General features: G+C 71.6%; 11 protein-coding genes. 6 read left to right on the plus strand and 5 right to left on the minus strand.

The features are described 5' to 3' along the window. Positions 1–131 precede the first annotated feature (131 nt). On the plus strand, positions 132–485 hold the full coding sequence (locus TBR22_RS21660) for a DoxX family protein (protein ID WP_239489918.1): 354 nt from the start codon (positions 132–134) through the stop codon (positions 483–485). Here TBR22_RS21660 and TBR22_RS21665 read toward each other — a convergent pair whose 3' ends face one another. Then, on the minus strand, positions 486–854 hold the full coding sequence (locus tag TBR22_RS21665) for a DoxX family protein (protein WP_239489919.1): 369 nt from the start codon (positions 852–854) through the stop codon (positions 486–488). Positions 855–1055: 201 nt separating this feature from the next. Next, positions 1056–2720, minus strand: a complete 1665-nt coding sequence (locus TBR22_RS21670) for a M48 family metallopeptidase (RefSeq protein ID WP_239489920.1) — start codon at positions 2718–2720, stop codon at positions 1056–1058. Between TBR22_RS21670 and TBR22_RS21675 the strand changes: the two genes are divergently transcribed. The 3 genes from TBR22_RS21675 to TBR22_RS21685 all read left to right on the plus strand — a co-directional run bounded on the left by TBR22_RS21675 (position 2719) and on the right by TBR22_RS21685 (position 6030). After that, positions 2719–3411, plus strand: a complete 693-nt coding sequence (locus TBR22_RS21675; RefSeq protein WP_239489921.1) for an SdpI family protein — start codon at positions 2719–2721, stop codon at positions 3409–3411. The genes TBR22_RS21670 and TBR22_RS21675 overlap by 2 nt on opposite strands. A gap of 249 nt (positions 3412–3660) precedes the next feature. Further along, positions 3661–5151, plus strand: a complete 1491-nt coding sequence (locus TBR22_RS21680) for a M28 family metallopeptidase (RefSeq protein ID WP_239489922.1) — start codon at positions 3661–3663, stop codon at positions 5149–5151. A gap of 144 nt (positions 5152–5295) precedes the next feature. Continuing rightward, complete coding sequence (locus TBR22_RS21685) at positions 5296–6030, plus strand: PEP-CTERM sorting domain-containing protein (RefSeq protein WP_239489923.1); 735 nt, start codon at positions 5296–5298, stop codon at positions 6028–6030. Between the two features lie 81 nt (positions 6031–6111). On the opposite strand, the gene TBR22_RS21690 is transcribed toward TBR22_RS21685, so the two are convergent. Beyond that, a complete protein-coding gene (locus TBR22_RS21690) occupies positions 6112–7257 on the minus strand; it encodes an acetylxylan esterase (protein ID WP_239489924.1) in 1146 nt (381 codons plus the stop codon). Then, positions 7236–9011, minus strand: a complete 1776-nt coding sequence (locus TBR22_RS21695) for a c-type cytochrome (RefSeq protein ID WP_239489925.1) — start codon at positions 9009–9011, stop codon at positions 7236–7238. The genes TBR22_RS21690 and TBR22_RS21695 overlap by 22 nt, the downstream gene beginning before the upstream one ends. A gap of 80 nt (positions 9012–9091) precedes the next feature. On the opposite strand from TBR22_RS21695, the gene TBR22_RS21700 reads away from it, so the two are divergent. Beyond that, on the plus strand, positions 9092–9820 hold the full coding sequence (locus tag TBR22_RS21700; protein WP_239489926.1) for a hypothetical protein: 729 nt from the start codon (positions 9092–9094) through the stop codon (positions 9818–9820). A gap of 56 nt (positions 9821–9876) precedes the next feature. On the opposite strand, the gene TBR22_RS21705 is transcribed toward TBR22_RS21700, so the two are convergent. Next, complete coding sequence (locus tag TBR22_RS21705; RefSeq protein ID WP_239489927.1) at positions 9877–12162, minus strand: CHASE domain-containing protein; 2286 nt, start codon at positions 12160–12162, stop codon at positions 9877–9879. Positions 12163–12240: 78 nt separating this feature from the next. Here TBR22_RS21705 and TBR22_RS21710 point away from each other — a divergent pair, with 78 nt between their 5' ends. Beyond that, entirely contained in the window at positions 12241–14352 is a 2112-nt protein-coding gene (locus TBR22_RS21710) for a S9 family peptidase (protein WP_239489928.1), read from the plus strand. The last annotated feature ends 28 nt before the right edge of the window (positions 14353–14380 follow it).

Raw genomic sequence — 14380 nt, forward strand, 5'->3', positions numbered from 1 at the left:
CCGGCGATTGCGAACTAGTCCAAGGACAGGGCGTGCGAGTCGGGGGCGCGCCGGCGGACGAGGCAGCGGCGGCGCGGCGGCGCGAGCGCGTGCGGCCCGACACGGTAGGATGGCTGGGTGCGTGCTCCCAAGTGACCCGCGCCTACCAGGTCGCCCTGCTCCTCTCCGCCGCGGCGTTCCTGGCCTACGGGATCGCGTGCCTCGCCTTCGACGGCATGAAGCGCGATTTCGAGCGGTTCGGCATGGGCCACCTCCGCGTCCTCACCGGCACCCTCGAAGTGCTCGGGGCGCTCGGGCTGCTGGTGGGGTACGCGCGCTGGCCGGCGCTGGTGGCGGCCAGCGCCGCAGGCCTCGCCCTGCTGATGGGCGCCGGGGTTGCCACGCGCGTCCGGGTGCTCGACTCGCTGGCCCAGACCCTGCCCGCCCTGGTCCTGCTGCTCCTCAACGCGGCGGTGGCCTGGTACGCGCTGGCGAGCAGCCGCTAGCTACGGCAGCAGGACGATCCCGCCGCACATGGCCAGCATCAGTACCGCCGGCACCGACTTCATGAGCGGATCGCCGACCTTGACGTGCATCGCGATGGCGCCCAGCATCAGCCCCAGCACCACCAGGGCGGCGCCACGCACCGGCACGGCCATCCACAGGCCGGCGAGGAGGACGATCGCTGCCGTGATCTTCAGCGCGCCGACGACATAGAAGGCCGCCGACGGCAGGCCGTACGTCTCGAACTCCTGCTGCAGCGTCCGTGATCGACCACCGCGGTAGGCCGTGGCCGACTGTCGCCGGACCAGCCACACGTTGAGCAGGCCGAGGCCGACGACGATCTGGAGCACGTGGGTCAACGTCAGGGTCATGCCGGGTCCCCGCGCCTATCCCAGGATAGACGCGCAAGCGCATGCGAACGGATTGTCCGGAGCGTACCCACTATGACGCGGGCCGCCGCCCGACGGGTTCGTCTGCGAGCCTCCGACGGCATCGGGGCGTCCGACCGTTCCGCGTGCCACTCCCCCTCGCCCTGCTCGCCGCTCCCGATCCCTCCCCGCCCGCGCCGGGACTCAGAAGCGCGAGCTGCGGATCCAGGTGTCGGACCGGGCCCACGCCTTCTCGAGCGCCGCATCGACCTCGGCATCGGTGCGGCCCTGTCCCTCGATGGCCTGCTTCAGGCCGAGCAGGGACCAGCCGTTGCGCGGATGCTGCTCCAGGTCCTTGCGGTACACCCGCTCGGCGTCGGCAAAGCGCTTCGCCTCGATGAGGGCGGCGCCCAGCCAGTGCCGCGCCGGGAACGGCAGCGGCTCCGGCTCGTCGTACTCGAGCGCGTCGTCGTGCGCCACGGCCGACTCGAAGCGGACGATGGCCGCGTCGAGTTGCCTCTCCTCGCGCAGGATCTCGCCCTCGAGCAGATCGCCGACCAGCCCCAGCAACCGGCTGGCGGGGTGATCCCTGAACTCCGCCTTGGGCGTCTCGGCGCCCTTGCGCACCCGCCCGAGGTACACCTTCGCCATGTCGGCCTGCCCGGTGCGCAGGTAGGCATAGCCCTGCGCGAAGTCCCACATGCTCGCGGGCACGGGACGGTCCGGGCGGGCCTTCACCTCCAGCACCTCGTCGAAGCGACCGAAGCGGATCAGCGTGAGCACCTGGTACATGGTGTCGCCCCGCGCGCGCTTGACGTAGTCGCGACCGGCGGTGGTGGCGATGGCGCCCTGCCCGTCCATCGATGCGGCGTACAGCAGCATGTGCAGGTTGTGCGAGGGGTAGATGGCAAAGCCCTCGCCGACGTCGGCCTTGAGGTCGGAGTGCACGGCGTCGAGGTTGGCCCGTACCGAGTCGCCCCAGCGGCCCACCTCGTTCCACGTGTGCGAGGGCATGTGGTTGATGTGGCTGGCGCCCGGAATGGACTTGCCGAGGTACTCGGCACAGGCCTCGGCCTTCTCCGGCCGGATCGTCGACTCGGTGGCGTGCACGTAGAGATGGCAGGCGCCGGGGTGCTTCGGGTCGCGCGCGAGGATGCCCTCGAGCACGCCGTGCAGGCGGACGATGCTCGGCGCGCCGACGTCGCGTCGCCCACGGCGCGGCTCGAGCAGGAAGAGCGCGTCGGCGTAGAGCGTGCGGGCGTCGAGGTCGTCGGGGTATTTCTCCGACAGGCGGCGCATCGCCTCCGCGTAGGCCTGATCCTGATCGGTGCGCTTGTCGGGATCGAAGTCCTTGACGTACCGGACGGCGAGCGCCTCGATGTAGTCGCGCTCGACGGGACTGGCCTTGGCCTTGAGCGCGAGGGCCCGCCGCGACGCCGCGTAGGCGAACGGGGCGTCCTCGGCATCCATCTTCTCGTTCAGGTACGAGCCCCAGGCCCACGCTTCGCCCCAATGGCAGATGGCGCAGTCGGGATCGGCAGCCCACGCGGCGCGGAACGAACGGATGGCGTCGGCCTTGGCGAAGGCGAACATCATCTGCATGCCCTGCGTGAAGAAGGCCTGTGCCTCGGGCACCTTCGTCGAGATCGGGCGCGTGTAGGGACCGAGCGCCCTGCTCATCAGCGCAATGGGCTTCTTGACCAGGTCGGGCAGCTCGCCCGGCGCGGGCGAGGGCCTGGCTGGCGTCGAGGCAGTCGCCGCGGGCGGGTGCGCGCCGTGCGACGTCTGTTCCTGCGCGCCGAGCGCTGTGGGCAGGCAGGCCAGGGCGCAGGCGACGGCCAGCCGGGTACGACGGAGGAGGTGGGGCATGGCCGCTAGCTTAGGTGATACCGTGGCGCGCGTGAACGACGCGTTGCCTCCGCCCGGCGCGCCGCGCGCGGGCTGGTCGTCGGCCCGATGGACCGCCGTGGGCCTGCTCGTGGTCTCGTGGGCCCTGACGATCGGCCTGTACGACCGTATCCCGGACCCGGTGCCCACGCACTGGAACATCAACGGCACGGCCGACGGGTTCACGCCCAAGCCCTGGGGCGCGCTGCTGTCGCCGGCCCTGCTCACGCTGGTGTGGGGGTTGTTGTCGTTCGGGCCCCGGCGGTCCACCGACCCACGTACCGGCCTGCCACTGCGCGACATGTCGGCCTACCAGGTCGGCGTGCTCGCGGTCATCTTCGCCGTCAGCACCCTGCACCTGTGGACGCTCTTCGACGCCCGGCGCCTGCACCCGGTCGGCGTGGCGATGGGCGTGCTGCTGGTGCCGCTCGGGTTCGTGCTGCCGCGCGTGCCGCGCAACCACGTGATGGGCATCCGCACGCCCTGGAGCATGCGCAGCGACACGGCGTGGGATACCACCCATCGTGTCGCCGGCCCCGTCCTGGTGATCGGCGGCGCCCTGCTGATCGGCTTCGGCCTGCTGGGCGTGACCAGCGCGTGGACGCTGGCCGTGCTCGCGGCGAGCCTCCTGCTGCCCGTCGCGTACTCCTGGTGGGCGACCCGCCGGGGCTGACGCCGACAGGGGACGCCGAGCGCCAGTGTTCCTCGCTGGCGCTGCCATTTGTCTGCGGAACATGACGATTGCCGCCGTGAAGTCGTCCCACGCGGCGACCATGACGCGTCAGCGCTGAATGACATGTTCCGGGCCGGTACGCTCGTGCTATCGTCCGACCCTTCACGCACCCAGGCCTCTCGCCGGGCACGACCGGATTGCGTCCGGCCCGCTCGCGGCGTGTCGTGGTGCGTCGCCCGGGAGTCCCGCATGCATCCACGCCGCCTCGCTGCCCTGACCATCGCCCTGGCCATCACGGCCGTTTACGCCCCGCGTCCCGCCGCGCAGTCGCGCGCGTGCGAGATCCGTCCCAACAACACCGCGGAGAAGTTGCTGGCCTGCGTGACGCTGAAGGGCGTGCGCGCGCACCAGTCCGCGCTGCAGGCCATCGCCGACGCCAACAACGGCCATCGCACGGGCGGCTCCGCCGGCGACGACGCGTCGGCCGATTACGCCCAGGCCGTGCTCGAGCGCGCCGGCTACACGGTCACGCGGCAGACGTTCCAGTTCCAGACGTTCTACCAGCGCACGCCGTCGCTGCTGGAGCAGATCGCTCCGGCGCCAGCCGGCCCCGTCGCCAACACGATCCTGTCCTACTCGGGCAGCGGCGACGTCACGGCAGCAGTCGTCGCGCCGTCGGGCGTCAACGGATGTCAGGCGGCCGACTTCGCCGGCTTTCCCGTCGGATCCATCGCGCTGATCTCGCGCGGGGCCTGCACGTTCGCCATCAAGGGCATCAACGCCTTCAATGCCGGCGCGGCCGGCGTGGTCATGTACAACAACCAGCCAGGCGCCATCTACGGCACCCTGGGCAACACCTTCTCGCTCGACATCCCGTTCACGTCGGTGACCCAGGCGGTGGGACTGCAACTGGCCAGCACCTCCGGACTCGTGATGCGGCTCAGGGTCGACACCTTCCGCGGCCTCGCCACGACGACCAACGTCCTGGCCGAGACCAACGCGGGCGATCCTTCGTCGGTGGTCATGGTGGGGGCCCACCTGGACTCGGTGAACGCCGGTCCGGGCATCAACGACAACGGGTCGGGCGTGGCCGCGGTCCTCGAAACGGCCCGCATGCTGGCACGGACGCCGCTCCAGAACCGCGTGCGGTTCGCGCTCTGGGGCGCCGAGGAGTCGGGCCTGATCGGGTCGAGGTTCTACCTCAACTCGCTGTCGGCAGAGGAGCGGGGCACCATCGCGAGCTACCTCAACTTCGACATGATCGGCTCGCCCAATCATGTCTTCTTCATCCACGACGGCGACGACTCCGACCAGGTGGGCTTCGGCCCCGGGCCCGACGGCTCCGACGAGATCGAGAAGATCTTCGAGGGCTTCTACCAGTCGCGCGGGTTGCCGTTCAAGGGCGCCGACTTCAACGGGCGTTCGGACTACGCGCCGTTCATCGACTACGGGATCCCTTCCGGCGGCGTGCTCACCGGCGCGGAAGGCATCAAGACCGCCGCCGAGGCAGCAATGTGGGGGGGCACCGCCGGCGCCGCGTACGACCCGTGCTACCACCAGGCGTGCGACACCTTCGACAACGTCAACCTGACGGCGCTGGAGGTCAACGCCGACGCGGTCGCCTTCGCCACCCTGCAGTTGGCTGGCCCGCGCGGCGCGCGGCCGCGGGCGCGCGGGCCGTCGCACGTCGTGCTGCCGCCGCAGGCACAGGCCGACGAACACTCGCCAGTCTTCCAGTAACCGCCGCACTCGAGTCCAGCGAACGGAGGGGTGCGCCGCGGGTCGCGACGGGATCCTCGGGGGCGATCACCGCGTCCAAGGGGCACACGGATTGAAGGACACCGATCCCTACCGGAACTGCCCATGTCGCAGGAGGTCAGCGTCATGCGTCGACTGTCGTGGCTCCTCTCCCTCGCTGTGCTCGGCACTGCGCATCCGGCGCAGGCGAGCACCATCGTCCCGGGCCCATTCCTCACGGTGTGCGCCAACACGGAGTGCGTCGAGGTCCCCGACGCCTTCGCGCCGGTGAACGACTCGGTCTCTACCGTCGAGACACGCCTGCAACTGGCCGGCAGCACGGTCGTCATCAGCGGCCTCGTGGACCGGGATCCGTTCATCGCGTTCACCGTCATGACGACCAACTTCGTGCCCAGCCCGCTCACCTTCTCGATCCTGTTCGGCACGCCGATCGTCCCGGCCAACTACCGGTACGCCGTGAGCAGCCTGTCGGCCACGGTGTCCAGCACGCCGACCACCGCCGCGGTCGTGTCTTCGCCCGGCACCTACCCGACGTTCCTGTCGGGCTACGGCACGCTCGGCGCCGCGCCCACCAACCTGGGTGTCGATCTCGGCACCACGAGTTGCGCGAGTGCGGCCGGCAACGCTCCCACCACCTGCGCGTACGGCTCCACCTCGAACACCTTCTCGCCGACGGCCTTCGACGGGATGCGGGCGCTGCTGACCTACCAGCAGACCGGCGGTGGCTCGATGGCTGCGTGGCAGGGGCGCGTCGACCTCCTGGAACAGGCGCCGCCGGTTCCGGAGCCGGGCACGCTCGCCATGCTCGTCGTCGCGCTCGGGGCGCCGCTGGTGCGGCGGCGGCGCACGCCGCGCCCGTAAGCGCCGGGTCGCCGATCGAGGCGTCCGCCCTCACTTCCTGGCAGGCGCCCATGCACGACCGGGCCTGCCACCGCGGCGCCGTCAGCGCTGCAGGAAGTGCTGGAAGAACGCCACGATCTGCGCGTTGGACTCGGGCGTGGGGTCGTGGGTCGGCCGCGACGACATGCCGACGCGCTGCGAGTGGCCGAGGAGCGCATCGACGGCGACCCGGTGGTTCAGCGCCACCCACCGCTCCAGGGGATCCTCGGCACCGCCGCTCACGAAGAACGGCCGCGGCGCGATGAGCGCGTGGAGTTCGTGCAGGTCGAGGCCGCGCTCGCGCATCACCTTGTAGGGCCCGGTCCGCGGATTGTCGACCGTCGGCAGCCCGCCCGGCTTGCGTCGCACCGCCGGATCGAGCCCGAGGTACCACGGCTCCCAGTAGTTGACGTTCGGGCGCGTCTCGTCGAACACGATGCCCGGATCGCTCACCGCCACCGCCGCGAAGCGGTCCCACAGCGCCCCCGCGAAGAGCGCCCACTTGCCCCCGTAGCTGTGCCCGACCACGCCGATCCGCTGCGGATCGACCTCGGGCCGCTGCGCGAGCGCCGTCCAGGCGTTGGCCGCGACGTAGGCGTAGTACGACAGCGGCTGCACGTCCACGCCGCCGCGATCGGGCAGCCGTGCGTCGCCGGCAGGCGTGCCGATCGAGAGGGTCACGAACCCGGCGCGCGTGAGCTGCCGGGCGAAGTCCCGCAGCGGGCGCTCACCGAGGCCGACACTGGTCTCGGGCTCGTAGAAGGGGACCAGCACCGCTGGCCGTCGCGCCGGCGCGCCATCGGGCACCAGGAGCCAGCCCTCCGTTCGCTGTCCGGGCGCGACCTCGAGGCGCACGCGCCGCTGCGTGAACGTCTCGCGATGCGCCTCCGACAGCACCTCCATCGGGACCGACGCGAGCGGGGCCGGCCAGGCGCCCATCAGGCCGTGCCACCTGGCCAGGATCTCCGCGCGCCGGCGGGGCCAGTCCGCCGCGGTGCGCACCGGCGTCCCATCGTCGAACTGCAAGGGCGACCGGAATGCGCCCAGCTGTCCCTCGTACACCGCGGGCACCCGGAACAGCGGTGCGATCAGCTGCCACGCTGCGCCGGCCTGCCCGCCGGCCGGTGTCGCGGCCAGCGCCAGCGCCAGCGCCAGCAGGCTGGCAACCAGAGCGGCCCGCGCGCGCCTCACCGCGACGGCGGCGTCCATGGTCCCTTCGCGCGCTGCTGCGCCACTTCCTCGGCGCTGACGCCCTGCCCGAGGTTGCCGAAGCTCTGTCGCAGGTACGTCAGGAGCTTGGCCACCTGCTCGTCGGTGAGGAAGCCGTGCGCCGGCATCACGCCGTTCCAGGTGCGCCCCTCGACGTCGATCTCGCCGGACAGGCCGTGCAGCACCACGGAGATGACACGCTGCTTGTTGCCCGACACCCACCGCGTTGCATGCAGCGACGGGAAGCGGTTGCCGTCGCCCTTGCCGTCGGCCTGGTGGCAGGCGACGCAGAACGTCTGGTACAACTGCGCGCCCTCGGCGAGGGCGGCGCCACCGATGACGTCCTTCTGCTCGTCGGGCTGCCGGATGTGCGCCTGCGTGGCCTTGCGCTCGGCCATGACCGCCAGCTGCGCCGGGCCGAAGGCGCCACGGTTGCCGCGATAGGCGATCTTCCAGATCTTCCCCTTCACGCTGTCGCTCACGTAAAGAGACCCGTCGGGCCCCTGCGCCAGGCCCATCGGCCGCGCGACCGCGTCGGTGGTGTTCGGGATCGGGTCGATGCCGGAGAAGCCGTCAGCGAACACTTCCCAGTCGCCGGAGGGCATGCCATCCTTCATCGGCACGAACGCGACGATGTAGCCGGCCTGCGAGTAGGGCACGCGGATGGTGCTGCCGTGGAAGGCGATGAAGGCGCCGTGGCGGTACCGCTCCGGGAACTGGTCGCCGTCGTAGAACAGCAGGTCGTTCGGAGCGAAGTGGCCGGGGAAGCCGACCAGCGGCCGGGCCAGTTCGGCGCCCTTGCCCTCCTTCTTGCCGTCGCCGCCGTACTCCGGGTTGAGCAGCTTCTTGCCCTGCATCCAGTCGAAGTAGTAGTACGGCCAGCCACCGTCGAATCCGCGGGTGACGCGGAAGAACTCCTCGGACGGCAGCACGGCGCTCTGCCACCGCGAGTAGTACTGCGACCACGACCGGTACAGGTCGTCACGCCCGTGCTGCAGCGCATACAGGTCGTGGGCGTGCCGGTTCCACGCCATGGCCACGATGCTGCGGATGCCGGTGGCATACCGCACGCCGTCCTTCTCGGTCTGCCCCGGCTTGCGCGCGTCGAACTGCCACACGCCGCCGTGCCACTCGAGCTGACCACACGGGTCGGCTCCAGGTGCTCCCGGCTGGCGGTTCTTGTCCTGGCACGAGTCGCCGGGCGCCCCGAACGGCACGTACAAGTGGCCGGACTCGTCGAAGGCAATCGGCTTGGCGATGTGCTCGTAGGACCGCCCCTCGGCCTTGTAGTTGTGCTTGAGGATCAGCTCGACGGGCGTGTCGGGGACCAGGCGCCCGGGCACCAGCTTCTGCCGGTAGACCTCCCCGGCCGTCGAGAAGTAGATGTGCCCCTCGTGGATGCGCATCGCGGTCCCGTAGTCACCGGTGTCCTCGTAGGCCCCGAAGCGCTCGACCAGATCGGCTCGCCCGTCGCCGCCCGTGTCGCGCAGCGCGACGATGCCCTTGAAGCCGGCAGCCGGGTCGCCCCACCACGGGCCGCGCAGCTTGACGTAGACGATGCCGTCGCCGGTGACCGCGAGGTGGCGCGCCCGCCCCACCCCGTCATGGAAGACCGTGGCCGAGAACCCGCCGGGCAGCGACAGCCCGCCGTTGTCGCTCGGCGTGGCCGGCCGGGAGGCGGGCGGCGAGGCGGGCCGGCAGCCGACCGCCAGCATCAGGGCGGTGACGACGATCGCAAGGCGGGGATGACGCACAAGGCGAGACTTGTACACAAACTGGCGGGGCGTGTCGAGGAGATGTGCGCCAGCCCGGCAGGCCGGTGCACAATCGGATCATGCCGTCGCTCACGCGCGCCCTCGTCCCGTGGTTCGTCGCTGCCTCTGTCGTGGCCCCCCTGGCCGCGGGACAGGCGCCAGCGCAGGCGCCGGCCGCCGCGGCCCGCAGCGCCGCCATCGCGCCGCGCATCGATCGCCTCGTCGATCGCGTGTGGATCGTCGACGCATCGACGGGGACGCCGCCCAAGGGCGCCCTCTACGTCTTCCTCTCGGACAACACGCTGGCGGTCTCGTCGGCGGCGCGCACGCCCTGGGTCGGCACCTGGGCCGAGGACGTCAACGGCCTGGTCGTCACCGAGCGCAATGTCACGTCGAAGGTGGAGGTCCTCGAACTCACCGCCGAGACGCTGCGCCTCCGGATCATGCCGCCCAAGGGCGCCGCCAACGAGGTGACGCTGGTGGCCGCGGTGAAGCCGCCCCCGCCCCCGCCGCAGCCCGTCATGCCGACGACGGCAGCGGCGCCTGCGGCACCGGTGCCGATGGGCATCCCGTACCAGTGCGGTGCCGATCGCATCCGCGTCGCCATGGACGAGGGCAAGGTGTACGTGGTGTGGAACGACGGCACGTCGACGGTGCTGCGCGAGACGGGCGGCGCCGACGCGTCGCCGACCCGCAGGATCTACAGCGACGGCCAGGTGAGGCTGATCGAGGACACCAGCGAGTCGTTCACCCGGATCATGTTCGCCCGCGCCGGCTTCCGGCCGCGCCCCTGCACGTCGGCCAGGTAGGGCGGATCGGGGCGGGCGCGGAGAATCGCGGATCGCGGATCGCGGCGGGAACGACTCTAGCTGACGCGCCGTTCGACGAGCGAGCCGCGCCCCGGTTGGTCGAGCGCGCGGGCCAGCGCCGCCTCGAGGTCGCGCGGCTTCATCGGCTTGGCCACGAAGTCGTCCATGCCGGCCGCCAGGCAGGCCTCGCGATCGCCGACGATGGCGTTGGCCGTGACGGCGATCATCCAGGGCCGGCGGGCCGGGTCCGGCTGGGCCTCGACGACGCGCCGGGCCACCTGCAACCCGTCGACCCTCGGCATCTGCACGTCGAGCAACAGCACGTCGTAGGCACGCTGTTCCAGCGCGTCGAGCGCCTCCTGCCCGTCGCCGGCGGCATCGACCTCCCACCCCATGCGGTGCAGCATCGCCAGCGCCACCTTGCGGTTGACGGCATTGTCCTCGGCCAGCAACGCCACCGGGCGCCGTTCACCGGCCGTGCGGGTCGGCGTCAGCGTGAGCGGGTCGGGCGCCGTCGGCGTGACCATGGCCGGCGGTGCGCCCGGAAGGTCGATGCAGACCCGGAACGTCGATCCGGCGCCCTCGGTGCTCTCGACGTCGATGCGCCCCTGCATCAACTCGACGAGCCGCCGGCTGATCGCCAGCCCGAGCCCGGTGCCGCCGAAGCGGCGCGACGTCGACGCGTCGACCTGGGTGAACGGCTGGAAGAGGCGGGCGAGCGACGGCGCGGGAATACCGATGCCCGTGTCGCGGACCTCGCAGACGATGGCGTCGGGGCCGGTCGTGGGATCGCGCCGGACCGTCAGCGACACCTCGCCCGCGTCGGTGAACTTCACGGCGTTGCCGAGCAGGTTCATGAGCACCTGCCGCAGGCGGTTGCCGTCGCCAATCACATGGGCGGGCACGTCCTCGGCGACGTGGCAGGTGAGGGCCAGGCCCTTCTCCCGGGCGCGACCGGCCAGGATGGCGACCGTCCCCTGCACGCAGGCGCGGAGATCGAAGGGAGCCGGGGCCAGTTCGAACCGCCCGGACTCGATCTTCGAGAAGTCGAGGATGTCGTCGATGATCGCCAGCAGCGCATCGCCGCTCGTGCGGATCGTGTCGGCGTAGTCGCGTTGCTCGGGGGACAGCCCCGACTGCAGCAGGAGGCTGGTCATCCCGATCACGCCGTTCATCGGCGTGCGGATCTCGTGGCTCATCATCGCCAGGAACTGGCTCTTGGCCTGGCTGGCCTGGGTGGCCTGCGCGGCCAGGTCGCGCGAGGCCTCGGCGGCCCGTTCCAGGTCGGCATTGGTGCGCACGAGTTCGGCGGTCATCTGCTCGGCGATCGTCTCGGCGCGCGACCGCGCGTTGGTCATCGCCAGGCTCAGCAACCCCACCAGGCACGAGGCGAAGAGACCCACGGTGAGCACCATCGTCGGCAGCACCGTGGCGTCGAGCGGGTCGGTCGACTGGCGGGCCCGGAACTCGAAGATCCAGCGCTCGCCATCGAGGTCGAGGGGTACGCGGCGCGTGAACGGGCCGTCGGCCGCGGCGAGGCCGGTGTCGAACAGCGGCGCCACGCCGTTGGCCTGGACCTCCTCGCGGATCGCGAAGGCGATGTCGTTGCCTCCCGCCTCGACGAGCCCGCGCGTCAGTTCGTCGATCCGCAACGAGGCGTAGACCCACCCCGTGAGGGCGCGCTCGCGTGCGGCCACCGTCTCGACAGGTGGCCCCGGCGCGTACACCGGCAGGAACAGGAGGAACCCCGGCACCTCGCGGGCCCCCTCGATCACGCGGATGCGCCGCGACAGCGCTGCCTGCCCGGTCCGCATCGATCGCTCCGCCGCCCGGCGGCGCGTCGTGCCCGACCCGACGTCGAGGCCGAGCGCGCCTTCGTTGCGGACCGCAGGTTCGATTCGCGTGACGACGTAGAGGAACGGGTTCTGTCCGGTGCGCTCCACCGTGAAGGACGGCTGCCCCTCGCTCCGGACCCGACGTTCGAGGGCGGCGATGTCGGCGCGGGCGATCCGCTCGACCCGCCCGAGCCCGACCACGCCCTCGTTCATGAACGGCGCGATCCCCGTCACGAACCGCTGCCAGTCGGCGCTCGTGGCGTCGTCGCTCGCCTCGACGAGCGCGCGGGCGGCGTACACCGCCTGCTTGGCCGACGCGAACCGGGCCTGCATCGTCGTGAGGACGCGCTCGGTGCGCTGCTGGAACAGGCCCGCCTCGGCCCGGTGCACCTGGTCGGCGACGACGCGCCAGGCCGACAGGGTCAGGAGCAGGCACAGGCCGACCGCCGTGGTGGCGATCCGCCACCCGGTCACGTGCCACCGCAGCCGGCGTCCTGACCTACCCACGGTCACTCTCTGATTATCGGCAGGACCGCCAACCGCCCGTAGTCGACGACGGCCGTCGCCGGGAGTACCTTGACGGACATGCGATTGCCCCTGGGTCGCCTCGGTCTCGCCCTGCTCCTCGCCATCCCGGTCCCGCCCAGCGCCTGGGCACAACCGCCCCGCCGACCCATCACCCACGAGGATCTGTGGACGATGCCGCGGTTCGGCGCGCCGGCCATCAGTCCGGACGGCACGCGCGTCGTGGTGAGCGTGCTCGAACCGGCCTACGACGACAAGCAGCAGGTCAGCGACCTGTGGCTGCTGCGGACCGACGGCAGCTCGCCGCCACGCCGCCTGACCGGCACGCCGGGCAGCGAAAGCGGCGCGGCCTGGAGCGAGGACGGCACCCGCGTCGCGTTCTCCGCGCGTCGCGGCGACGACGAGGTGCCGCAGATCTACGTGATCGACGTGGCGAACGGCGGCGAGGCGCAGCGCGTGACGCAGGTATCGACCGGCGCGCGCGCACCGCGTTGGCGCCCCGACGGCACCGCCATCCTGTTCACCAGCGACGTCTACCCGGGCGCACGCACCGACGCGGAGAACAAGGCGGCGGCCGCCGACCGCAAGGCGCGCAAGTACAACGCCCGCGTCTACGACAGCTTCCCGGTGCGTGACTTCGATCGCTGGCTCGACGACCGGCACGCCAGCCTGCTGGTGCAGCCGCTCACGCCGGGGGCGCCGGCGCGCGACCTGCTGGCCGGCTCCGCGCTCGTCACGTCGGCCGGCTTCAGCGGACAGGTCGGCAGCGGCGCCGAGAACATCGCCGCTGCGTGGGCCCCTGACGGCTCTGGCGTGGTGTTCGCGGCCTCGAGCAACCGATCGGAGGCCGCGCGGGCCGAGGTCGTCACGGCACTCTGGTGGGTCGACGCCGCGGGTGGAGAGCCGCGCCGCCTCACCCCGGGCGCCGACTCCTTCGGCGCACCGACCTTCAGCCCCGACGGCAAGACGCTCTTCGCCACGATGGAGCCCGTCTCCGACCGCGTGTACGTGATGAGCCGCCTGGTGCGGTTCGCCTGGCCGGCGATGGGCGCGCCCCGCGCGGTGGCGGCGTCGTTCGATCGCCCCGTCGCGTCCACCCGCGTCACCGCCGACGGGGCCCGCCTGATCTTCACTGCTGAAGACCAGGGACAGGAGCGGCTCTACACCGTGCCCGCCGCGGGCGGCACGCCGGTCGAGATCGGCTCACTCGACGCAGGCACGCTGACGAGCGTGGATGTCGGCGGGACCGCCGCCGCCCCTGCCATCGTCGCCCTCTGGCAGAGCGCGACGAGGCCACCGGAAGTCGTGCGGGTGGATCCCGCGACGGGCGCCCGGACGCCGATCACGCGGTTCACCGACACGCGCGTCGCCGCCCTCGACCTGCCGCGGCCCGAGGCGTTCTGGTTCACCAGTTCCAGGGGCACGCGCGTGCACAACCTGCTGGTCCGCCCGCCCGGTTTCGACCCGGCCAGGAAGTACCCGCTGTTCGTGGTGATGCATGGCGGCCCGCACGGCGCGTGGCGCGACGAGTGGGTGCTCCGCTGGAACTACCACCTGCTCGGGGCGCCCGGTTACGTGGTGTTGCTGACCAACTACATGGGATCGACGGGGTTCGGCGAGGCCTACGCGCAGCGCATCCAGGGGGATCCGCTCGAGGGACCGGCGATCGAGATCAACGAGGCCGCCGACGAGGCGATCCGGAGGTTCCCGTTCGTCGACGGGACGCGACAGGTCGCAGGCGGCGCGTCCTACGGCGGCCACCTGGCCAACTGGCTGGCCGTGTCGACGACCCGATACCGGGCGCTGGTGAGCCACGCCGGCCTGTTCGACCTCGCCGCACAGTGGGGCACGAGCGACGTCGCGTACTCCCGCGAGCGCAACATGGGCGGTCCGGTCTGGGAAGCCCCGGCGACCTGGGCGAAGCAGTCGCCCCTGTTCCGTGCCGGCACGTTGAAGACGCCGATGCTGGTCACCGTCGGGGAGCGGGACTACCGCGTCCCGGCCAACAACGCGTTGCAGCTGTTCGTGTCGCTCCAGCGCCAGCAGGTGCCCAGCCGGCTGATCGTGTTCCCGGAGGAGAACCACTGGATCCTGCGGGCCGAGAACAGTCGGTTCTTCTACGGCGAGGTCCACGCGTGGCTGGCCAGGTGGCTGGCGCCGGGCGGCCACTAGCACTAGGTAGGACTGGCGGAACCGTCGC

Source organism: Luteitalea sp. TBR-22, assembly GCF_016865485.1.
Lineage (GTDB): Bacteria > Acidobacteriota > Vicinamibacteria > Vicinamibacterales > Vicinamibacteraceae > Luteitalea.

Excerpts from the sequence above, each read along its gene's own strand:
- TBR22_RS21665 (WP_239489919.1), bottom strand. The coding sequence starts at position 854 with ATGACCCTGACGTTGACCCACGTGCTCCAGATCGTCGTCGGCCTCGGC.
- TBR22_RS21675 (WP_239489921.1), top strand. The coding sequence starts at position 2,719 with ATGGCCGCTAGCTTAGGTGATACCGTGGCGCGCGTGAACGACGCGTTG.
- TBR22_RS21670 (WP_239489920.1), bottom strand. The coding sequence starts at position 2,720 with ATGCCCCACCTCCTCCGTCGTACCCGGCTGGCCGTCGCCTGCGCCCTG.
- TBR22_RS21680 (WP_239489922.1), top strand. The coding sequence starts at position 3,661 with ATGCATCCACGCCGCCTCGCTGCCCTGACCATCGCCCTGGCCATCACG.
- TBR22_RS21685 (WP_239489923.1), top strand. The coding sequence starts at position 5,296 with ATGCGTCGACTGTCGTGGCTCCTCTCCCTCGCTGTGCTCGGCACTGCG.
- TBR22_RS21690 (WP_239489924.1), bottom strand. The coding sequence starts at position 7,257 with ATGGACGCCGCCGTCGCGGTGAGGCGCGCGCGGGCCGCTCTGGTTGCC.
- TBR22_RS21700 (WP_239489926.1), top strand. The coding sequence starts at position 9,092 with ATGCCGTCGCTCACGCGCGCCCTCGTCCCGTGGTTCGTCGCTGCCTCT.
- TBR22_RS21710 (WP_239489928.1), top strand. The coding sequence starts at position 12,241 with ATGCGATTGCCCCTGGGTCGCCTCGGTCTCGCCCTGCTCCTCGCCATC.